The sequence below is a fragment of the Bradyrhizobium sp. ORS 111 genome (assembly GCF_045571485.1).
GTDB lineage: Bacteria > Pseudomonadota > Alphaproteobacteria > Rhizobiales > Xanthobacteraceae > Bradyrhizobium.
On sequence record NZ_CP120701.1, the window covers coordinates 3,043,736 to 3,064,144 of the forward strand.

Consider the following 20,409-nt stretch of genomic DNA (forward strand, 5'->3'; position numbering starts at 1 on the left):
CTATCGAGAGCACAAGACCCTCACCCGGATTGCACCCGACGATGCTTCGCATCGCCGAGCGCAATCCGACCTCTCCCCGACGGGGAGAGGTGGACCGAAGCCGCCGCAAGTCGATTCGACCCAGGATCATCCGGCTTTAGCCGGGCCGGTGCGCCGAGCGCGGGATCGGGGTGTTGCCGAAGTCCAGCGTTGAGCGCTGGATGATCGTGCCGTGCTCGTCGATGACGAGACGGAAACGCCGGGTCTCCGAGAAGAATGTCAGCCGATGCCGTCCCTGATCGGCCTCGATCCCACGCTCCGACAGTGTCGTGATCCTGCCCTCGCGCATGCCGGATTGCAGCAGCGGAACCGCGATGCCGAGCCCTTCGGCGACGATCGCGGCGTCGACCTCGAACGCGCCATCCGCGAATGCGATCCTCGTCATGATGCCCTCGCAGGATGGCGGGCGGCGGCCGGCAGGTAGGCGCATTCTGCGAGCGTCGTTCCGTCGAGCTCACGCAGGAAGGCCTCGCGCGCGGCCGCGAGCTTAGCCTTCAGCCGGCAGCGCGGCAGCAGCACGCAACCTCCACCATCGTCCCTGAAACATTCGACCAGCGCGCCGCCGCCTTCGAGCGTGCGCACCACCTGGCCGAGCGTGATGGCCTCAGCCGGCCGCGCCAGCAAAAATCCGCCGCCCACGCCACGCTGGGTGGTGATGAAACCGGCCTCGGCGAGGTCGCGCACCACCTTTGCGAGATGATTGCGGGAGATGCCGAATTCGGCCGCGATCTCGCTCGTCGCAAACGACCGGTCCGGCTCGCCGGCCAGCCGCATCAAGGCGCGAAGCGCGAAATCCGTGAACGATGTCAGGCGCATGGAAGCCCTTCGAAAATCAGCACTTGGCGGATCAACTATAGCAGGCTAAATAGGCATTTGAAATACCGATTTAGGATGTGAGGCATGACAGGAGCTGAGCGCCGCGAGCAGATCACCGCCGAGATCATCGCGCGCACTGGGATCACCGAGGCTGTCATCGAGCGGCTGGTGCACGCCTTCTACGCAAAGGTCCGCAAGGACCCGATGATCGGGCGGGTGTTCGACGCCCGGATTACCAACTGGGGACCGCATCTGGCGCAGATGTGCGCGTTCTGGTCCTCGGTCGCATTGATGACCGGCCGCTATCACGGCACGCCGATGGTCAAGCATATGCCGCTGCCGATCGATGCAGCGCATTTCGACCGCTGGCTCGAACTGTTCGAGGCGACCGCAGCGGAATTATGCACGCCAGTGGCGGCCGCGCATTTCGTCGACCGCGCCCGGCGCATCGCCGCGAGCCTGGAGATGGGTGTCGCCAGCGGGCAGGGCGTCATGCTGGCGGTCGGCGAGCGTTACAGGCGGAGCGAAGCAGGAGCCGCGCAATGAGGGACAGAGCAAAAGCGATCGCGCGTGCAATCGACAGCACGGTGGCTCAACAGGACCAGGCCAATCCGTTTTCCGGCAGCAGCCTCGTGCCGATGCTGATCCTCAGCCTGGTGCTGACCTTTGCAGGCATGATCGTTGCAGTGGCGCTGAGCTGACGAGCGAAACGGCCGCCGCGTGTGCTGCGTCGGCCGCTATCAGGTCCCGCATTCGGCTTAAGCCGCGACTGTCCCGCCGCTCCGGCGCAAGCCGATATATTGCAGCTCGGCGAACAGGCCGGTGGCGATCGCCTGCGCCACGATCACGAGTGTCCCGAGCAGGTTCGGCGACACCGCGCCCGAGAACAGCAATGCGATGCTGGCGAGCGTCCAGGCAGCATTGCCAATGATCACGAGCATCACCAGCACCTTCGGCACCGAGCTCCGCGTGCCGAGCCAGCCGACGAGCAAGGTGTAGGCGATCAGGAACAGGCCGGTCTCGCGCAGCAGCATCTCCGGCAAGTTCAGGAACGGCGCCAGCACGCCGGCATCGAGCGTCATCGCGACCGCGGAGACGCCGCTGAAGACGGCGTCCGCAAGTAGCGCGCGGCGCAGGAACTGGGACAAATGGATCATGGCAGTCTCCTCTCGTTGGGGATTGGGTTGTCAGCCGAACCAGGACCTGAGCTGACGCCAGCGGCGGAGCGGGCAGAGTGCCCGGCCGACCCTCATCTCCGCCGCCTGCACCCGCGCGACCACGAACACGCCGGTGTCGTGCACGAGCGGCTGGGGCACGTTGAGGCTTCGCGCCACCAGCCAGGTGGCCAGATGGAGCAGCCACGGGACGAGGACGGCAGTGGTGCGGATAAGGGACAGCATCAGCATGGTCATCTCCTGTGGTTGCGAAGATGATCCACCACGCGCGCCGATTCGATTACCTCCGGCGTAATGGAGACTGGCCCTTAACCATTTGACTTAGCGTAGCTTCTGTTTGCGGTGGCCGGCCGGAGGCCAACAATGGCTTGCGGCGATAAGGCCAAATGGATCAGCTCCGCGCCGCCGCGCGGCATAGTTCCGCAGGAACGACCAATCCGTCTCCGGCTTGTTCATGGCCCACGTCGACCACGCTGGTCTCCGTGGCCCGGCCGTTCCCATCTCCGCAACTCATCTCCGCGTGCCACGACTTTGTGGCGCTTAAGCAGGGGTTATAGACATGCTCGGATTGGCAATTCTGCTCGCTGCGCTCGTATTGGGCTTCTTGGCAGGCTACGGGACCCGAGGCGTCGTCTCGCGTAGACGACGCGCTGAAGTTCTCGCGTATGCGACCTATTTCGAGCCTCTGCCCAATCCTTCACAGACCGACATTGACGCTGATCGGCCATCATCGGCAAATCAGCCAAGGGCGTCAGTCATGGTCAGAGCCTTGGCGAGCTTGGCTGACGGCGTGAGCTTCGCAGTAGCCTTGGATTTTGCCTTGGCGCTCTTGATGATCTTGCTGTTGTCGGGCCTGCTGCAACGTTAGCGACCGATGGTCGGTGGCTCGACGGCCGCTCCCAGCCAGGCCGTCGTCCGATTGGACCAACGCCCTATCTAAAGCTTCGCGAACGTGGTCACCCGGATAGCTCGCCCGGCGGTCTTCATTGGCTGCCGGGTTTGTTACCGCCGAGGCGATGAACCACGCTAACAGGCCGAGCGATAGGGGCGCTTCCGGGCATGATCGCGAGCACGTGTTTGCTTACCTCAGGCGTAATGGAAGGAGCGAAATCCGCGTGATAGGTTTTGCACCATGAACGCACGTGCATCCACGGTACGGGCCGAGCCCGCAAGACCCATCCATATCGGCGAACACCTGCGCGAGTGGCGGCAGCGCCGCCATCTCAGCCAGCTCGATCTTGCCGTCGACGCCGAGATCTCGGCGCGGCATTTGAGCTTCGTCGAGACCGGCCGCTCGGCACCGTCGCGCGAAATGGTCCTCAAACTGGCGGAGCGGTTGGACGTGCCCCTACGCGAACGCAATGTGCTCCTTGTCTCCGCAGGCTTCGCGCCCGCATTCCCGCAACGCTCGCTGGACGACCCGGCGCTGAAATCGGCACGCGAGGCGATCAACCTGGTGCTGAAGGCGCATGAACCCAATCCGGCGCTCGCCTATGATCGGCACTGGAATCTGGTCTCGGCCAACCGCATGGTGGCGCCGCTGCTCGACGGCGTGCCGCAGCGCCTGCTCGGGCAGCCCTTCAACATCCTCAAGCTCGCCTTCCATCCCGAGGGGCTGGCGCCGCGCACCGTCAATCTGCCGGAGTGGGCCGCGCATCTGCTGGAGCGGTTGCACCGGCAGTGCGAGGCGACCGCCGATCCGGAGCTGCTGAAGCTTTACCAGGACCTGAAATCCTATCCGATCCCGGCGCGCTCGGCGCCGATTACGCCGGACAACAACGTCGCGATCCCGTTCAAGCTGCGCCACAATGGCGAGGTGCTGAGCTTCATCTCGACCACCATGGTGTTCGGCACGCCTGTTGACGTCACGTTGCAGGAACTGGCGCTGGAAACCTTCTTTCCGGCCGACGAGCTGACCGCGGAGCGGATGCGGCAGATGGCAGCCAGTATGAAATAGCGGCTTGTCTCGGGGCGCTTTCGCCTTACCTTTGGGGCTCCACTTCGCGAGGAGCCCTGCCATGAGCGACCTGAAGCCGCTTCGCCTCGACATCGTCTCCGATGTCGTGTGCCCCTGGTGCTACATCGGCAAGCACCGCATCGAGGATGCGCTCAAACTGGTGCCCGATGTGCCGGTCGAGGTGCATTGGCGGCCGTTCTTCCTCAACAACTGGGTGCCGCGCGAGGGCATCAGCCGCGAGGACTATCTCACCGCCAAGTTCGGCTCGGTCGAGGCGTACAAGGGCATTGCCGGCCGGGTGGTCGCGGCCGCAGGCGAGGAGGGGCTGAGCTATCACCCCGAGCTCGTCAAGCGCCAGCCCAACACGATCGACTGCCACCGCCTGATCCATTGGGCCGAGGCCAGCGGCAAGGCCGCCGAGATGAAGCAGCGTCTGATGGAATTGTATTTCCGCGACGGCGGCGATCTCACTGACACCGATGTGCTGGTGCAGGCGGCGAAAGATGTCGGGCTCGATGCCGATGACATCCGCAAGCGCCTTGCCACCGACGAGGACACAGACCTCGTCACGGCACAGGCCCAGGAAGCCTCCGACAAGGGCATCTCGGGCGTTCCGACCTTCGTGTTCGCGCAGAAATACGCGGTATCCGGCGCGCAGCCGGCCGAGCAACTCGCCCGCGCCATCCGCCAGGTCTCGGCCGAGATCAACGCCGAGGCGGCGGAATAGCTCGCCATCCATGCTCGAAGCCCGGTTCACGCCGGGCTTTTCGTTTGCGCCAAGATCAATCAAAGACGATCAGGAGACCAGCATGATCTATGAGCTGCGGACCTACACGGTGCGCCCGGGCGGCGTCGGCGACATGGTCAAGTTCGCGAGCACGCTGTCGCGTGACATCCGCGCCGACAATTTCGGCAAGCTCGAAGGCTACTGGATCACCGAGATCGGCCCGCTCAACCAGGTCATGCACATGTGGAGCTATGCCGACCTCAACGAACGGACCCGGCTGCGCGGCGAGCTCGCCAAGAATTCCCGTTGGACCGGCGAGTACATTCCAGCGATCCGTCCGCTCTTGATGCGCCAGGAGGTTCGCCTGCTCAATGCGATCATCGCGCCGATCGCGCCGGCCGCGTCGGGCAATGTCTACGAATTCCGTAACTATCGCGCCAAACCGCTCGGCGCCGCCAAGCAATGGCTCGACCTCGTCAAGGGCGTGCTGCCGGCGCGCGAGAAATACTCGAAGATCGTCGGCCTCTGGCAGACCGAAACCGGGCAACCCAACGAAGTCTGCCACATCTGGGCCTATCCCAGCCTCAACGCTCGCGCTGATGCGCGGGCCAACGCGATGAAGGATCCGGCCTGGCTGGAATTCCTGAGCAAGGGCACACTGCTCCTCGAAGAGATGCACTCCACCATCATGCTGCCCGCACCGCATTCGCCGTTGCAGTGAGCGGCGCGGGTGGTCGCCTGCATTAGATTTGCAGCCTGAGACCACCGGTCCCGACACATGGGACACCCACTGGGAGAAAATTAGGACAGCCAAAAAGCCTCATCCGATGCTTCCATCGGATGAGGCTTCCAAGGGCTGCGCCGTGCTGAGAACCGGCGCGTTGCAATGCTAGTTGGCCCGGCTGACACTGACCTTACGGCGGAGCCTGTTTGTTTCAGGCTGTGTCTGCATGGCTACGAAAGGGTAAACCGTCGGCAGCGGCAGAGAGCCAGCCGTCCGCGCCGTTTTGCCTCCTATCGCACGCCATACCGTTTGAACTCGTTGGCTATGGTGCCGCGGATTGCCTTTGCCGCCGAGATGTCTGCATTGCCCCCGGCCTTGTTGCCCTGTTTGAGCTCGGCAAGCCCGCGTCCATAGAGCGCGCTCGCCAGCTTCGGGTCCAACCGGAGCGCGGAATTGTAATCATCGAGCGCCGCCGAGATCTGGCCCATTTTCAGATGGACCAGGCCGCGCGAGTCATAGATCGCGGCGTTGCCGGAATCCGACTGAATCGCCTTTTCGCAATCCTTCAGCGCCGCGTTCAACGCGCCAAGCACGGCTCGGGTCCAGCAGCGTCCGTTCGACACGCCCGCCAGATCGGGCGCGAGGCGAATGGCTTCATCATAATCCCGCCCGGCACGATCGTATTCGTGCTTTTTCAGGTGAGCTTCTGCGCGGTTGGCGAAGGCTTCCCCGTAGTTGGGATTGAGCTTGATTGCCTGATCGAACGCGCCGATCGCGAGATCGTATTCGCCCTTCTTTAGGAACGCCACGCCGCGATTGTTGAACGGCTTGACGTATTTTGGATTGAGCTTGATCGAGCTATCAAAATCCAGGATGGCGCGATCATAGTCGCGCTCCGCGGCATAGGCGTTGCCACGATTGTTATATGCGATAGCCAAGCCGGTCGTCGTCATGTCAGCGCCGGCATCGATGAGCGCCGTGCAACCGGTGATGCGAGCTTCGAATGGCGTGCGGTTGAGCCCGTTGCAGAGCTCAATGTTGCGGAGATAGCCGTCTTTTTTCGCGTCTTGCGCCGGCAGAGGTGAGGCGAGCAGCAGCACGACGAGAAGCGACGCCAGACCTTCGATGGTCCCGGTGCCTGCACGAATGCCCATATCAGGCTTCCCGCTTCTCGAATGTGCGGCCGCTGGGGCCCGCAAATCGGCCATCTGAAGCCCCAATCTTCAGCACCCTCGGCAGATGCGGGGATTGAACGTGTGGTCGAGCTTTTGGTCAGCAGGCTGCGTCGCGGGTGCCTTGAGCTTTTTCACGATCCTGGCCTTGCCCTCTTCGATGAGCGTTGCGAATTTCACTGTCCCGTCATCCGAAATCTCGATGTGCGGTGTGGTGCCGCGAATTCCCATCGTCGCGACTGGGGTGTCGATCTTCATGTCGCCGGTCTTTGCGATGTTGCCGGCAACAAACGTGAACGTTCCCTTGGTCAGGGTGAGCAAGCTCGAATTCGACTTTCCGTGCGGCGCGTAGACGTATTCGGTCAAAGCCATGCGGGCGTTGCGCGACAGGTTGAACGAGGTGCCATCGGCAAAGTTGATTCCGACCCGGCCATCGGCTCCGGTCTGGACCACGTCGCCCAAATAAACGAGATCGCCAACCTTGGTCTCGGACGCCTGACCGGACACATTTGCCTGAACGACGACGGCATTCACATGTTCGATCGTGACCGAACCGGCGAGGGTGACCACTTTCCCAATCGGCGTCGACGAAGCGTCCTGAGCGGCGGGGCGGGCTGAATCGGCTTGTGCTTGCGCTGAAGCGGGCGCCAGGCTTGCCAGCGCCAAAACGAAACTTGCGGCCAATACGCTCGTCGAATGCATGCGCATGATCCCCTCCTTCTCGAGAAGACCTTATGGTGTGGCGCTCGATAGGATCGGACCCCCGAGCCAAATAACTTTCACATCAAAAAGGCGCTTTAGCCGGGCTCGTCGAGAGCCAGGCATCGCGCATTTAACAAGTGGACATTTCGTTCCTAAATTATACTATAATTTTATGGGATGCACCCGCGGGAGAACGACAGCAATACTGTCGGATTGGCGAGGGCGTCCCTGATTGCTGTGAATTAATTCACGACTGAAATTGAATTTAACCAGGACTTTTCGGCGGGCGAGCCCAGGCTGCCTAGCGCCAAGATATTTTGACCTCGTGGCGAGGGCACGTCAGAGCAAGAAGACTGCGGCAGCGCGCTGGGCTTGAGTTACTCGGCAGGCGAGGTCGAAGCCTATGTCAGTTGCGTCCGGCGTAGAGTCGGGGGACGCGGGCACGGCCGTATTGGGCCAGCTTTCCCCGGCATTGGACAATATCATCGGCAATATTCAGACGGCGATCGGCCGCGCCACCATCAGTCGCGCAGGCGGCATTTATTTTCAAGCCAGGCTTGGCGATCCGGTTCGTCCGGGAGACGTCATCGAGACCGCGGCGGACGGACAGATCGAAATTCGCTTCATCGACGGCACCGTATTCAATCTGTCTCACGACGCAGGCGTGGTGCTGGGCGACTTCGAGCGCGACACCAACGGTAGCTTGCGGTCGGGCCTGCTCACAGTGACCAGAGGCGCCTTTGCATTCGCTACGGGTCACCTGGCGAAGGCGGGCTCGCTGATCGTGGACACGGCCGTTGGCAGCATCCGCAGCCGGAGCCAGGTCAGCGGTTTCGGCTTGCTGTCGCTCGCCGCATTGATCTTCTCGTTCGCAAGGGAAGCCCACGCCGCGGACCCGGACGTCACATTCCTGGACGACGACAGCATCACATACAAGGATCTGCATCACGGCGTCTTCGAGCTCGTCACCAAGGAGGCAATCCCGCGACACATCATCGTCGAAGATCCCGGTGAGACGGTGGTCTTGAACAGGACCGGGTCTTCGGTCGGCGTGAGCACCGTCGCCAATACGCCTGCTCAAATGCAGGAGTTGCAGACGGCTCAACAGGACGTGCTGGCCAACTATGCGAAAGGATGGGCAGACAGTGGCTCCGGCACGTCGCCGTTCCCCAATGTGCGGGAGTTGCTGCAGCCGATCAATTTCATTCAGCCTGATCCCACCGAACCGCAAAATCAGCTCCCCGTGTTGGAAACGGCGGTCTTCACGATCCAGCAGGTCTTCTTCCCGATTCAGCCGACGCTGGCGATCACCAGCATTGGGGGGCAGATCAGCGTAGGCGGCGATAACCTCATCAATGCCAGCAAGGCCAATGCCGGGGTCGAGATCGCGGGCGCGACGTCGGGCGTGGAGGACGGAGAGATCGTAACGGTCGCCATCATCGACGCGTCCGACCGCGTCGTTTACAGCGGCACCGCAGCAGTTTCCAACGGGGCTTGGCTGATCAATCTCGGTCCGGCGAATGCCAAGGCGCTGGCCGACGGCGTCTACACGCTGACAGCAACTGTGTCGAATGCGGGCGGCCAGGTGGCCGAGGCCTCGCAGGCGATCAGGGTGGACGAAACCCCGCCAACGATCGCAATCGATCTCATTGCGAGGAGCAACGTCGTCAACGTCGCGGCGGCAAATAACGGGTTCGTCATCGCCGGAACGACGACGGACGCCGAGAACGGCCAGCCGGTGACGGTCAAGATCGTGGACAGCTCCGGCCAGGTCGTCGACATATTCGTCACCACGCTGACGAACAACGGCTGGTCGGTCAACGTCACCTCGGCCGAAGCCAAGTTGCTGCACGACGGTAGCTACACGGTGATCGCGGACGTTTCGGATGCGGCCGGCAATCCGGCGCCGGAAGCCGCGCAAACGCTCACGGTCGACCGGACGCCCCCAACCGTGACCTGGTTGCCGCCCGCCGAGCGAGGCATTGAGGGCATGGCGATCACATTGGGGACGATCGCGGCGACCGCGAACAGCCTGCCGGGCTACGGCAACAGCGTGCAGACGCTTCTGCTGAGCGGCATCCCGGTCGGGGCGGTGCTCACCGACGGTGTGAACAGCTTCGTTGCGACGAGCGGCGACACCTCGATCGATGTGAAGGGCTGGAATCTCGCAAGCCTGAAGATCACTCCGCCGAACGACGTCAACTTCACTCTGACCGTCACGGCGACCGACCAGGATGCCAACACGGCGAGCGCAAGCGAGCTGGTGACGGTCTCTCCCCTCGCGCCCGCCCTTAATCCGGTTGCGGCACAAGGCAATGAGAACACGGCGATTGCCCTGGATCTCGGCGCGACCGTCAGAAGCCTGTCCGGCGCCAACGGCGACGCGTCGCCGAACAGCCTCGCTGCGCTTGTCGTGAGCGACATCCCGGTGGGCGCCACGCTGAGCGACGGCACCGGCGGTCACAGCTTTACGGCGACCGCAGGCCATACCTCGCAGGACGTAGCCGGTTGGAACCTGTCGAGCCTGACGATCGCGCCGCCGACCGAATTCGAGGGAAGCTTCACGCTGAAGATTGCGGCGAGCGAGCGCGATTCGGAAGGTGACGTCAGCGCGACGGTGACGGCAACCGAGTGCGTGACGGTGAACCCGGTCGCCGAGCCGCCGACGGCATGTGCGCCGCCGACGCTGACGCTCGACGAGGACGCCATTTGCGTGGCGGTTGCCGGGCTGAAGGTCGGGCCTCTTGCGGAGGACGCGGACGACACGGTGAGCGCGACGCTGACGGTCTCCCATGGAACGCTACATGTCGCAGGCCTTAGCGGCGTGACCGTGACCGGCGACGACAGCGGGACGCTGACGCTGTCGGGCAACGCGGCAGCCGTGAATACGCTGCTGGCAGGGCTGACCTATACGCCGACCGCAGACTATGAAGGCTGCGACACGCTACGGCTGTCGGTTACGTCGAGCGACGGCTCCAACACCTACCCGGCGGCGGCCACGGCTTCGACCGCGATCACGGTGAATCCGGTTGCCGAGCCGCCGACGGCATGTGCGCCCCCGACGCTGACGCTCGACGAGAACGCCGTTTGCGTGGCGGTTGCCGGGCTGAAGGTCGGGCCTCTTGCGGACGACGCGGACGACACCGTGAGCGCGACGCTGACGGTCTCACATGGGATGCTGCATGTCGCAGGCCTCAGCGGCGTGACCGTGACCGGCGACGATAGTGCGACGCTGACGCTGTCGGGCAGCGCGGCGGCCGTGAATTCGTTGCTGGCCGGGCTGACCTATACGCCGACCACGGAGTACGAAGGCCGCGACACGCTTCGGCTATCGGTCACGTCGAGCGACGGCTCCGATACTTATCCGGCGGCGGCCACGGCTTCGACCGCGATCACGGTGAATCCGGTTGCGGAGCCACCCACGGCATGCGCGCCGCAGACTGCGACCACTTGCGAGAACAAAGCGGTCGAGATTTGCGGTGTCGTCGTGGGGCCGCCGGCGGAAGATGCAGATGATACTGTCAAGGTATCGCTAAGCGTCGCGCACGGCACATTGGCGGTGTGCGCGGTCGGTGGGGTCACGGAGATCGTGAGCGCCCCCGGATGTGTGACGCTGTCGGGGGCGGTGGCCGACGTCAACGCCGTGTTGGCGAGCTTGATCTATACGCCCGACGCGTGTTTCACCGGATGCGACAGGCTGGAGGTCTCCGTCACATCGATCGACGGCAGCAACACCTACCCGACACCAGCGACCGCGGAGACGGCAATATCTGTCGGACTGCATTCGGAAGCGCTGATCGTGGACGGGCCGGGGCCATCGATCCACAGCGACGTTAGTCCCACTTCGAGTATCGGCGCAACGGTCAGTGCGCCCGTCGTTGACGCCACCGCCCAGCCGCAGTCGAGCTTCGTGTTTGATCAGGCGCCGGCGTTCGATGGCGCCAACGCGATGACGATCGACCACGGTGCCGCGCCACTCGATGTGGCACAGGGGAGCAGTAACGAGCTCGCACCATCCGGGACCAAGGACAATTCGGAAGCGGGCACGAAGAGCCAAGGCAGCGCGCCGGTGAAGGACGCCGACGCCACGAATGACAGCAGCGGTCATCCCCATGACAGCGGTGGCGACCCCGACGCAGTATCCGACAACGAAGCCCTGAAAACGCCGACTAGCGGCGCTCACTCGAGCGCAGTGCATGAGGCTCATGCGCATGGCGTCGGGTCATCCTCCCCGGGGCAGGCCAAGTCTGCGGGCGGTGCCGGGACGCCCGGACAGGCATTTCATTTCAAGGATGGGATGTCGGAGGCCGATGCGGCGGGCATTAATCACGACGCAAACTCCAACGATCATCCGCCGAAGAGCCATCACGACGACGCTGCGATGACCCAAGCATCGCAGGCGGCTCCGGGAGGAGGTGAGACGTTCGCTTGGTCTGGCGACACCTTTCACTTCAAGGGCGGAGAGTCCAACCCCAAAAGTTGGGTCGCCGCCGACGTTGCAGAGCTCAGTCTCAAAGGCAGCAACGTGCCCCCGGGATCAGGCGGAGCACAGGTCGTCGGCCTCTCTGCGCACGCGCAGCATCCGGGCGACCATTTCAACGACGTCGCGGGCCAAGGCGCCTACGTGACCCACGTGCTGCACGATCTGATGGTGTGACCGGCCGGCTCGAGCATCCGACAGGTTGTGAGTCTATCCAGCAATCCCTGCTTCCGCGCCGCCGTGCGATGGGTGGCTTCGCAGCGCCCGTCGTCGGGAACGTCTATCCGGACTTGCTGTGCCGGGTGCGGATCAAGCGAATGGCGGCGCGCGCGGCGTCGTAGGCGAGGTTGTTCACGGTCAACGCGGCGTGGATGGCGGGGACCAACGGATCGCGGCGTCGTAAGGGAATGAGCACATCGCCGATCGCGAAGCGCGCGCGCCAGATCGGATCGATCATGGGATGGCCGGGCGCGGCGGTGGAGTCGGCCGAGGAGATCGCGGGATCGGCGCAAAGGTGCCGGGTCAGGTCGAGCGTCAATTGCGTGCCGGGCGACCATTTCGCGAAGCGCTCGTCGATGCCGATCTTGAAGAAGAAGGCGCGGTCCTGATGCCGCAGCACGATCCCACCAGCGACGGGCGTGCCACCCGCGTGCAGCGTAACGATCTCGCAGCGTCCGATTTCGGCCATCGCCGATGTCGCGCGGCGGATGAATGCGGCGTCGCCGGCATGCTGGCCGAGCGCGGTGCCGCGCTTGCCCTTCCAGCCGCCGGCCTCCAACGCAAGAAACGTCTCGAGCGCGGCCGCGACGGCGCGCGGCGTGCGTGCGACATCGAAGCGCACCGCGCCGTGCTCGGCGAGGCGGTTGCGTTGGCGCCGCAGCTCCTTCAGCTTCTTGGCGCCCAGCGCATCGCGCAGCAATTCGTCGGCATCGCGTGTCGCATCGAGCGCGGCGCGCTGATAGCCGCTGAGCAGGCGCGGATGCAGCCCATCGCTCGCCAGTGCCGCGCGGATCGCGGCCATGGCCGGCCCCTCCAGCGACATCGTGCGCAGGATCAGCGCATGCGCGCCCGCGCTGCGGGCCTGGCCCAGCAATTTAGCCGCGGCATCTTCCGCGGCATCGCGATCGAGCAACGGTGTGCAGAGCGTGCCGTAAGGCTCGGCGCCGACGAGGGCGGGCAGGGGGATTCGATAGACCCGCCGCATCGGCATGACCGGCAGGAGGCCGATCAACCGGCCGGCGTCGCTGAAGGCGCCGAGCACCTTGGCGCCGGTGCGGCCGCGCGCGGAGGCATCGACCGCCAATTCCCAGTCGGGCTGGTAATACCCGTTGGCCTCGATCGCGCGGTCGGCGAGGGCGCGCCACTGGCCGATCGGAGCTGCGGACAATAGCGGCAGGCTCTGCCCATTGGCAGCGCGCTTGCGCGATGCGCCGCGGCTCACTGCCTGATGCGCGATATCGGCCATGTCCCTGTTTCCCCGTGCGCAAGGCCTCTCCCGGTTGGCCTGCGGTCGTCAGGGGCAACGCTAGCGGAAAGAGATGGACAATGCCGTTGGGGCCGCCGGGCAATTTGAGCGGTCAGTTTAACGGGGTATTCAGCATGTCGATCCGGGCTTGGGCGTGGATGGCGGATTGCTGTCTCGCGGATGCGCCAGGGCTATGGCGGAAGGCCGGCTTTTCGCAGCCCGTCAACCAGATGCTCGAGGTCTTCGGCGCGTTTGAGAATGGATACGTGCGTCTGCGTGCCGTTGATGCTGTATCTTGGATTCAGGCGCAGAACCTCGCTTGCCTCTGCACGCGCATCTTCCATTCGTCCGAGTTGAGCGTATGTCGCGGCCAGGAAGGCGTGGCCATACTGATGATTGGGTGCGCGGCCAATCGCCTCAGTCAACCAATGTTGGGCGTCGTGGTACTCTTTGAGGTGGTAATGGGCTACGCCGGCCATCAATGGCGCAAAATGCGGATGGAATGGATCAAGGCGCATTTGCAGCTTGGCGATGGCAATGGCTCTGGCCGGCTCCCCCACCGAGTAGAATATTTGCGCAAGGCGGTAATCCGCGAAATTGGGATTTAGCGCAAGCGCTCGTTCGGCGGCGGCGGTCGCCGCGTCGAAGTCACGCTTCCGGATGATGTTATAGCCCAATTCGGCATAGGCCTCCGGCAGGGTCGGATTGAGCGCAATGGCCGTCCGCGACAATTTGATGGCGAGATCAAGGATCGTCGGGCTCAAATATTCGTCGTTCAGCGGATTGAGCCAGGCCACCCGGTGAGTGCTGGCCAGCATTGCATAGCAACGGGCATATTTCGCGTCGATGGCCAACGAATCTGCAAGATGCCCCCGTGTCCTCAATAATTCCGACATTTGCCACGAGGACTGGAACGATATCCAGGCAGCAGCCGCGCGCATGTAGTGATCGTAGGCCTGCCAGGTTGCGGGCGGCTTGAGCAAGGTGCGTTCGGCTTCTGCCATGTTGACATGCGCGACCAGGATTGCGGCGATCGTCCGCGCAACGTCGTCCTGGATCGTAAATACGTCCTTCAACTTCTGATCATAGCGCTCGGCCCAGCGGTGGACGCCGCTTGCAGCATCGATCAGCAGCGCCGTGATTCGAACCCGGTCATTGCCCCGACGAACGCTGCCCTCCAGAACATAGCGCACGCCGAGTTCTCGACCCACCTGACGCAAATCGACCGCTCTGCCCTTGTATCGAAAGCTCGAATTGCGGGCGATCACGAACAGGTCGGAGAAGCGGGACAATTCGGTGATGATGTCTTCCGAGATCCCATCCGCAAAGTATTCCTGCTCCGGATCGCGACTCATGTTCTCGAAAGGCATGACCGCGACTGATGGCTTGTCGGGAAGCGCAAGCGTCGGTCGCGCCGTAGCATTGCCGAACGACACGCGATAGACCCGCACCGGTCGCGCAATATTCTTCAGTTGATGCTCGCCGCTATCTTCGAATTCGACGTCAACCTTGTCATGCGTATCTTCTCGCACGCGTTGCGACACGCAGATGCCGCCCGGCTCGCAAAGCGCTTCAAGCCGAGCGGCAACATTGACGCCGTCCCCGAAGATATCGCCGCCTTCGATAATGATGTCGCCGGCATTGATGCCGATGCGGAACTCGATCCGCTTCTCAATTCGCACGTCGGCGTTTCGGATGATCATGCCACGCTGTATCGCGATGGCGCATCGCATCGCGCTGACCACGCTGGCAAACTCCACCAGCATTCCGTCTCCGGCGCTTCTGATCAGCCGCCCGCCGTGCTTTTTGATTTCGGGATGGAGCAGCGCGGACAGATGTTCGTTGAGCCGGGCGTGCGTATCCTCCTCGTCAGCACCCATGAGGCGGCTGTAGCCAGCCACATCCGCTACGAAAATAGCACTCAGTCGCCGTTCCACACGGGCCATAAAAGCTCGCCCTGATCCGATCCGATCTTTAATCAAAGTCTATTGTCAGACGCTGGAGGTGTCTATCGGGCCCCTAACACTGCTGTCCTTCGGGCCGCGCCAGCCGGCATCCGAGCGGCGAGATCGGTCTCGGTATCGAATTCTGCCTGTTTTGATGGCGAACCGCGTGCAATTGTCGCACAGACGGGCGCTTCCGCAGTGTGACGGAAAGCACGTAGCCGGTCAGATGGCAGTCGTTCGGAGGTTGTACCGTTGAAGGGCGCGTGGTCCAGTTGTTTCTGGGGATTGCGATACTCGTCGAAAAGGGGCCAGTGCATGACGAGATTCACGCCGCTATTTCTCGCCGCGCTTGTGATGCTCTCCAGTCCCGCACGGCCGAACGATGGGCAAATGACCTTGGTCGTGGGGTTTGCGGCAGGGGGGACCTCTTCAACCGCAGCCAGAATCATTGCTGACGCAGCAGAGCAGGTGACGCGAAGCCCGACGATCGTGGAAAATCGACCGGGCGCGGGAGGGGCGATCGCGGCGGATTGGGTGCTTCGGCAAAAGGGGACTCAGACGCTCCTGTTCATGTCCTCCACGTCGTCGCTCAAAACGTCTCCGCAAAGCGGGCTCGTGCCCATCGGGATTTTGGCGACCTTCCCATACGTTGCTGTCACCCGAAAGGACGCTGCCGCGCATCTTGCGGAATACATGGAGCAAGCCTCGCGCGAGGAGAAATATCGCACGGTCGCCACCGCAGGCGCCGGGAGCATTCCCCACCTCATCGGTACAAAGCTTTTCAACGACTACGGTGTGCCGATGGTGCACGTGCCCTATCAGGGGTCGGCGCCGGCGATCCTCAGTGTCCTCGGCGGGCACGTCGCGGTCGCGATCGTTCCTTTTCCGGACTTCCTCCCGTTCCAGGATTCGCTTCGCGTTCTTGCGCAGACCGGCAGCGGGATCGAGACGGAAGGATGGGTCGGCATCTTCGCGCCGCCGGGAACGTCAGTGGAGGACGTTGCCCGACTCTCCGAGATTTTCCGGCAAGCGTCGCAACGTTCTCAGGAGAAACTGCAAAATGTCGGATTCAAGCATGCATGGCGATCCGGTGCTGAGGCACGCGCGATGCATGAGAAGGATTACGCCCAGTGGGTGCCAATCCTCAAGACACTCGGAATTCAACCCTGAGACCGCCTGCAGCGTTGGCCGGCCCATCACGTGACCAACGGCTTCCACGCCCTGCGGCGCGGAGCAGCGCCGACTTTGCGTACCCTTAAGTCGGGCGCTCCGCCGTGTTCCGCATTCGGCAAGCCCACGTTTGGCGGCTGCCTCGAGCTCCGATCACGGAGCCCCTGCACGGATGAAGCACGAAGATCAGATTGCAGCCTGGCCAGGCGCTGGCGGCTCGGGCGCTAACGGCCCTTTGATACTTTTTGAACCGTCTTGAGCGCCTGGTTGACGCCCTTCAGCGATTCATTGACATCCTGAAGCTGCGCTTGCAGAGCATCCCTGCGCTTCTGCAAATCCTTCAGCAGTGCTTTCTTTTGCGCCGCGGTCAATTCTTCGAAGTCAATGAGATCCACTGCAAATCTACACATCGCCGCCTCCACGTGGCAAAAACTAGATTTGATCAATCCCTTGTCCAATACGCCGCTGAATTGTCCGCAATTTCTGGTGGATAATCAAGCTGGATGATACTCGGATCGGACGAAATTTGGGCGACCTCGCGCATGGCAGGGCACCGGCACAAGGCGTTGCACTTCTTTTCACCGGTCTCGTTCGACTGATCTGACCGTTTCAAGGATCAATCAATCGGCCGAGCTGCGCGTTGGGGTTTGCGGCCGCGTTGGCCAGGATTGCCGTGTAATCGGCAACCCAATTCTGGACAGTGTTGGGCTCGAACAACTCATCCTTGCGCCCGCATATGCCGGTCATCCCCGACGGGGTGTCTTTGAGGGTGATCGACAGCCAGCCGCGATCGATCGGCATGGCAGAGCGTTCTTCCTGGTAGCCGAACGGCCGAACCGTCAGATCGGCTAGTTGGAGCGCTCGGCGGAACGCAATCTGGAGAACGAAATAAACCTGCACGAGCGATGCCGGGCACAAGCCGGTTTCGTCCGCCAGCCGGCTGGCAATGATATCGAACGGAAGGTCTTGTCTGGCGTAAGCCTCCAAGACGGACTTGCGCACGCAGTTCAGCGCTTCGCTGAAGGTCAGGTCCGCATCAAGTTGGGTGCGGATGATCGTTGTGTTCGCGAACGGACCGATCACGCGCTCTGTCCTGCGGCGAGACCGATTGGCCATCAAGGTCGCTACACAAATGTCGCTGCTCTCGCTCCGGAGCAGCAGCAGGGTTTTGAAGCCGGCGAGTAAGCTCATGAACAGAGTTGCGCCCCGGTCGCGGCTCATGGCGCTGAGCTGAGTCACCAGATGGTTCGATATTTGAAATGGTTCCTGGGTCACGCGCGAGCTCAATTCGCGACCAATGCTGCTTTTTGGCGCCGCAAACGGAGGTGACGCCTTGTCGAGGCGCTGCTTCCAATAAGCGAACTGTCTGTTTGCGTCCCCGGTGCCGGACCACACCCGCTGCCAGCGAGCGAAGTCGGCAAACTGAAGCGATGGTTCGGGCAGCTCCGCCTTCGTACCGGCAAGCGAAGCGGCATAGATCTGCAAAAGCTCCTCCAGGAAGATCGCCATCGACCAGCCATCGATGATGATATCGTGCATGACCAGAAGCAAAACATGATCGCTGGTATCGAGCCGGAAGATATAGGCCCGCAACAGTGGCGCCCGGTTCATGTCAATCGGCGCCAGCGAGCAGCGCTCGGCTTCCAACTTCGCCTTTGCCAGCAGGAGCTCCTTGGCCCGGGCATCACCGGTATGCGCTGGGGCTGCATAGTCCTTCACGGTCAGGATTGACCTGACATCGACGTCCGGCACGACGTGAGCGCGGGCAACCTCATCCTGCCAGACAAACACCGTGCGCAGCATGTCGTGCCGACGCACGACCTCGGCAAGGCTCCGCTCGATCACGGGGATGTTGAGTGGGCCCTGCAGTCGATAGGCGAACGGCAGGTTGAACTGGGGCAGGCCGGGCAGCTTTCGCTCGATGCGCAGCATGCGCTCCTGCACGATGGACAACGCCTGTGTGTTATCTCCGTCAGCGCGCGTCATCTCCGTTGGCGGATCGTGCGGGCGCGCCAACGAGCCGGCGCTCGCTTGGGCTGATTCAACGCGAAGCGCGAGAGCCGCAACGGTCGGCGCATTGAAGATATCCTCGAACGATAGGGTGATGCCGAGGCGCTCTTCCACACGCAAAATCATCTGGGTCATGGCAAGTGAATCGACCCCGAGCGCGAAGACGTCCCGGTCAACGCTGACTTGGTCGACATCCAGGATGTCCTTCCAGAGACCTGCCAGTTCAAGCTCCAACTCTGAGCGGGGCGCAACTCCCTTGCCGCCGTCCTGGAGTGGTCGATGCTTTGAAAAGCCGGCCGCAAGTTCGCTGCGCTTGATCTTCCCTCCGGCCCCTTTCGGGATCTCCGGCACAATCAGGATGAGGCCGGGGACCTTGAAGCCGGCCAGGCGCTCCCGAGCAAAGTCTCGCAGAGTTTGTGCACTCAGCTTTGCGTCCTGACGCAGCACGATCGCGGCGGCGACATCCGCGCCCAGTCGCTCGTGAGGGACAGGGAAAACAGCGGCTTCGATCACAGCCGGGTGGCTCAGCAAGGCACCCTCGACTTCGGCGGGCGCAACCTTCTGCCCGCCCTTGTGGATGATCTCCTTGATACGACCGACGATGAAGAGATAACCGTCGGCGTCCAGGTATCCGAGGTCGCCGGTCCGGAACCAGCCATCCTGAAATGCGGACGCGGTAGCGACCGCATCATTGTCGTATCCCCTGGTTATGGTCGGACCCCGCAGCGCGATCTCGCCACGTTTGCCGGATGGCAAGCGTCGACCGCCACGGTCCAGTATCGCGATCTCGGGGCCGGCCGGCCGGCCGACTGAACCGCGCTTTTGCCGTTGCAGGGGATTTGCAGCGATCTGGGTGGCGGCCTCGGTCATGCCGTAGGTGTCGATAACGGGAACGGCAAACAACGCTTCCAGTCCGTCGAGCACATCCGACGACAGAGACGTCGAAGCCGACCGAACGAGCCGCAAGGACGACCGCCGCGCAGCCTGCCTGTTGGGATCCGCCGCCGCCAATATCGCGCGATGGATGGCCGGTACCGCTGTGTACCAGGTTGGTCGAAACTCGGTCAGCCAACCGAAGAACGCCGTTGCATCGAAGCCGGGTGGACAGACGACGCTGGAGCCTGCTGCTAGCGCGGCCAGAAGTCCCGAGATCAAGCCATGCCCATGAAAGAGTGGCAGCACGTTCAGCAGTCGGTCGCGGGCCTCAAGCTCCAGGGCGGCGCCGACATTGTCGGCCGACAGACAGACGCTGGCATGGGTCAGGGGCACCGTCTTGGGCCGCGACGTGCTGCCTGATGTCATCAGGATGAACGCGTCGTCCGCGCTGGAGGCAAACGCGTCGTCGGCAAGGCGCTGCGACGACACATCGACAATTCTGAACGCGCCGGCCCCCTCGTTGGGTCGCATCGACACATCGATCACGGGCACGCCCTGGATGCGGGCGGCGCGTCGGCAGGCCGAATTCAGGCCGGCGTGCGTCAGGAGCGCGGCGAGGTGCAATTCGCCGAAATAACGCTGGTATTCATCACAGGTGAAGCCCGGGTTGAGCGGCACACAAACCGCGCCCGCTGCAACCGCGATCATCGCCACCGCAGCCTCGGGCCCGTCCGGCAACACCACCGCGACCCTGTCGGTTCGGCGCACGCCGATGGTCCGCAAGCCGAAAACCACTTCGTTGGCCTGCATCCACAGCGCGCGATACGTCATCGGCAGGCGTGCGGGAGCCAGAATGGCGTGGCGCTCCGGCGCATTTTCCGCGTGGGCGACGAGGAGATCGCGAATGCACGGAAAGGGGCGTCTGCCGGCGCTCTTACGTGCGATACCGTTCTGCAACTCCTTGACAATATTCGACAACGCCGCCCCCTACGTCAATGTCGCTCCGTATCGTGCGCTGTTGAAGTCATTTCCCAGAATCATCAAAGACATCGAACGGCGAGACTACGCGGATAGCGTCGTCGGGCCATCGACCGCAGGCTCGGCGGCGCTGAGGCAAGTCGTCCGTACTGACGGCAGCCTAAAACGCTCA

At 63.0% G+C, this 20,409-nt stretch carries 18 protein-coding genes; 8 read left to right on the forward strand and 10 right to left on the reverse strand.

Annotation, left to right across the window (positions count from 1 at the left end; genetic code table 11):
* Positions 1–136: 136 nt before the first annotated feature.
* Together P6U30_RS13885 and P6U30_RS13890 are read right to left on the reverse strand one after the other, a co-directional pair.
* Positions 137–424, reverse strand: a complete 288-nt coding sequence (locus tag P6U30_RS13885; protein ID WP_407169559.1) for a DUF6522 family protein — start codon at positions 422–424, stop codon at positions 137–139.
* Positions 421–855: an RrF2 family transcriptional regulator gene (locus tag P6U30_RS13890; protein ID WP_407169560.1), complete on the reverse strand. Its 435-nt coding sequence runs from the start codon at positions 853–855 to the stop codon at positions 421–423. The genes P6U30_RS13885 and P6U30_RS13890 overlap by 4 nt, the downstream gene beginning before the upstream one ends.
* 84 nt (positions 856–939) lie before the next feature.
* Here P6U30_RS13890 and P6U30_RS13895 point away from each other — a divergent pair, with 84 nt between their 5' ends.
* Together P6U30_RS13895 and P6U30_RS13900 are read left to right on the forward strand one after the other, a co-directional pair.
* Positions 940–1,401 (forward strand): group III truncated hemoglobin, encoded by a 462-nt coding sequence (locus tag P6U30_RS13895; protein ID WP_407169561.1) that lies wholly within the window; start codon positions 940–942, stop codon positions 1,399–1,401.
* Positions 1,398–1,556, forward strand: a complete 159-nt coding sequence (locus P6U30_RS13900) for a hypothetical protein (RefSeq protein ID WP_407169562.1) — start codon at positions 1,398–1,400, stop codon at positions 1,554–1,556. Before P6U30_RS13895 ends, P6U30_RS13900 begins: the two co-directional genes overlap by 4 nt.
* Before the next feature lie 57 nt (positions 1,557–1,613).
* On the opposite strand, the gene P6U30_RS13905 is transcribed toward P6U30_RS13900, so the two are convergent.
* Positions 1,614–2,012, reverse strand: coding sequence for a hypothetical protein (locus P6U30_RS13905; RefSeq protein ID WP_407169563.1), 399 nt, complete (start codon positions 2,010–2,012; stop codon positions 1,614–1,616).
* 30 nt (positions 2,013–2,042) lie between these two features.
* Positions 2,043–2,267, reverse strand: coding sequence for a hypothetical protein (locus P6U30_RS13910; RefSeq protein ID WP_407169564.1), 225 nt, complete (start codon positions 2,265–2,267; stop codon positions 2,043–2,045).
* Between the two features lie 322 nt (positions 2,268–2,589).
* On the opposite strand from P6U30_RS13910, the gene P6U30_RS13915 reads away from it, so the two are divergent.
* The 4 genes from P6U30_RS13915 to P6U30_RS13930 all read left to right on the forward strand — a co-directional run bounded on the left by P6U30_RS13915 (position 2,590) and on the right by P6U30_RS13930 (position 5,435).
* Positions 2,590–2,898 (forward strand): hypothetical protein, encoded by a 309-nt coding sequence (locus P6U30_RS13915; RefSeq protein ID WP_407169565.1) that lies wholly within the window; start codon positions 2,590–2,592, stop codon positions 2,896–2,898.
* A gap of 264 nt (positions 2,899–3,162) precedes the next feature.
* Positions 3,163–3,987, forward strand: a complete 825-nt coding sequence (locus P6U30_RS13920) for a helix-turn-helix domain-containing protein (protein WP_407169566.1) — start codon at positions 3,163–3,165, stop codon at positions 3,985–3,987.
* Positions 3,988–4,048: 61 nt separating this feature from the next.
* On the forward strand, positions 4,049–4,714 hold the full coding sequence (locus P6U30_RS13925) for a DsbA family oxidoreductase (protein ID WP_407169567.1): 666 nt from the start codon (positions 4,049–4,051) through the stop codon (positions 4,712–4,714).
* Positions 4,715–4,796: 82 nt separating this feature from the next.
* Complete coding sequence (locus P6U30_RS13930; protein ID WP_407169568.1) at positions 4,797–5,435, forward strand: NIPSNAP family protein; 639 nt, start codon at positions 4,797–4,799, stop codon at positions 5,433–5,435.
* A gap of 293 nt (positions 5,436–5,728) precedes the next feature.
* On the opposite strand, the gene P6U30_RS13935 is transcribed toward P6U30_RS13930, so the two are convergent.
* Positions 5,729–6,592, reverse strand: a complete 864-nt coding sequence (locus tag P6U30_RS13935; protein ID WP_407169569.1) for a tetratricopeptide repeat protein — start codon at positions 6,590–6,592, stop codon at positions 5,729–5,731.
* A gap of 69 nt (positions 6,593–6,661) precedes the next feature.
* Positions 6,662–7,318: a FecR domain-containing protein gene (locus P6U30_RS13940; protein WP_407169571.1), complete on the reverse strand. Its 657-nt coding sequence runs from the start codon at positions 7,316–7,318 to the stop codon at positions 6,662–6,664.
* Positions 7,319–7,763: 445 nt separating this feature from the next.
* Between P6U30_RS13940 and P6U30_RS13945 the strand changes: the two genes are divergently transcribed.
* Positions 7,764–11,969: an Ig-like domain-containing protein gene (locus P6U30_RS13945; RefSeq protein ID WP_407169572.1), complete on the forward strand. Its 4,206-nt coding sequence runs from the start codon at positions 7,764–7,766 to the stop codon at positions 11,967–11,969.
* 103 nt (positions 11,970–12,072) lie between these two features.
* Here the strand turns inward: P6U30_RS13945 and P6U30_RS13950 are convergent, their stop codons facing one another.
* Both P6U30_RS13950 and P6U30_RS13955 read right to left on the reverse strand, forming a co-directional pair.
* Positions 12,073–13,257, reverse strand: coding sequence for a GNAT family N-acetyltransferase (locus tag P6U30_RS13950; protein WP_407169573.1), 1,185 nt, complete (start codon positions 13,255–13,257; stop codon positions 12,073–12,075).
* A gap of 191 nt (positions 13,258–13,448) precedes the next feature.
* Complete coding sequence (locus tag P6U30_RS13955; RefSeq protein ID WP_407169574.1) at positions 13,449–15,203, reverse strand: adenylate/guanylate cyclase domain-containing protein; 1,755 nt, start codon at positions 15,201–15,203, stop codon at positions 13,449–13,451.
* Positions 15,204–15,518: 315 nt separating this feature from the next.
* Between P6U30_RS13955 and P6U30_RS13960 the strand changes: the two genes are divergently transcribed.
* Positions 15,519–16,373 (forward strand): Bug family tripartite tricarboxylate transporter substrate binding protein, encoded by an 855-nt coding sequence (locus P6U30_RS13960; protein ID WP_407169575.1) that lies wholly within the window; start codon positions 15,519–15,521, stop codon positions 16,371–16,373.
* A gap of 224 nt (positions 16,374–16,597) precedes the next feature.
* Here the strand turns inward: P6U30_RS13960 and P6U30_RS13965 are convergent, their stop codons facing one another.
* Together P6U30_RS13965 and P6U30_RS13970 are read right to left on the reverse strand one after the other, a co-directional pair.
* Entirely contained in the window at positions 16,598–16,819 is a 222-nt protein-coding gene (locus tag P6U30_RS13965) for a hypothetical protein (RefSeq protein WP_407151621.1), read from the reverse strand.
* A gap of 163 nt (positions 16,820–16,982) precedes the next feature.
* A complete protein-coding gene (locus P6U30_RS13970; protein ID WP_407169576.1) occupies positions 16,983–20,237 on the reverse strand; it encodes an AMP-binding protein in 3,255 nt (1,084 codons plus the stop codon).
* Positions 20,238–20,409: the final 172 nt, after the last annotated feature.

Excerpts from the sequence above, each read along its gene's own strand:
- P6U30_RS13940 (WP_407169571.1), bottom strand. The coding sequence starts at position 7,318 with ATGCGCATGCATTCGACGAGCGTATTGGCCGCAAGTTTCGTTTTGGCG.
- P6U30_RS13935 (WP_407169569.1), bottom strand. The coding sequence starts at position 6,592 with ATGGGCATTCGTGCAGGCACCGGGACCATCGAAGGTCTGGCGTCGCTT.
- P6U30_RS13960 (WP_407169575.1), top strand. The coding sequence starts at position 15,519 with ATGACGAGATTCACGCCGCTATTTCTCGCCGCGCTTGTGATGCTCTCC.
- P6U30_RS13900 (WP_407169562.1), top strand. The coding sequence starts at position 1,398 with ATGAGGGACAGAGCAAAAGCGATCGCGCGTGCAATCGACAGCACGGTG.
- P6U30_RS13910 (WP_407169564.1), bottom strand. The coding sequence starts at position 2,267 with ATGACCATGCTGATGCTGTCCCTTATCCGCACCACTGCCGTCCTCGTC.
- P6U30_RS13920 (WP_407169566.1), top strand. The coding sequence starts at position 3,163 with ATGAACGCACGTGCATCCACGGTACGGGCCGAGCCCGCAAGACCCATC.
- P6U30_RS13955 (WP_407169574.1), bottom strand. The coding sequence starts at position 15,203 with ATGGCCCGTGTGGAACGGCGACTGAGTGCTATTTTCGTAGCGGATGTG.
- P6U30_RS13905 (WP_407169563.1), bottom strand. The coding sequence starts at position 2,012 with ATGATCCATTTGTCCCAGTTCCTGCGCCGCGCGCTACTTGCGGACGCC.
- P6U30_RS13885 (WP_407169559.1), bottom strand. The coding sequence starts at position 424 with ATGACGAGGATCGCATTCGCGGATGGCGCGTTCGAGGTCGACGCCGCG.
- P6U30_RS13895 (WP_407169561.1), top strand. The coding sequence starts at position 940 with ATGACAGGAGCTGAGCGCCGCGAGCAGATCACCGCCGAGATCATCGCG.
- P6U30_RS13950 (WP_407169573.1), bottom strand. The coding sequence starts at position 13,257 with ATGGCCGATATCGCGCATCAGGCAGTGAGCCGCGGCGCATCGCGCAAG.
- P6U30_RS13930 (WP_407169568.1), top strand. The coding sequence starts at position 4,797 with ATGATCTATGAGCTGCGGACCTACACGGTGCGCCCGGGCGGCGTCGGC.
- P6U30_RS13915 (WP_407169565.1), top strand. The coding sequence starts at position 2,590 with ATGCTCGGATTGGCAATTCTGCTCGCTGCGCTCGTATTGGGCTTCTTG.
- P6U30_RS13890 (WP_407169560.1), bottom strand. The coding sequence starts at position 855 with ATGCGCCTGACATCGTTCACGGATTTCGCGCTTCGCGCCTTGATGCGG.
- P6U30_RS13925 (WP_407169567.1), top strand. The coding sequence starts at position 4,049 with ATGAGCGACCTGAAGCCGCTTCGCCTCGACATCGTCTCCGATGTCGTG.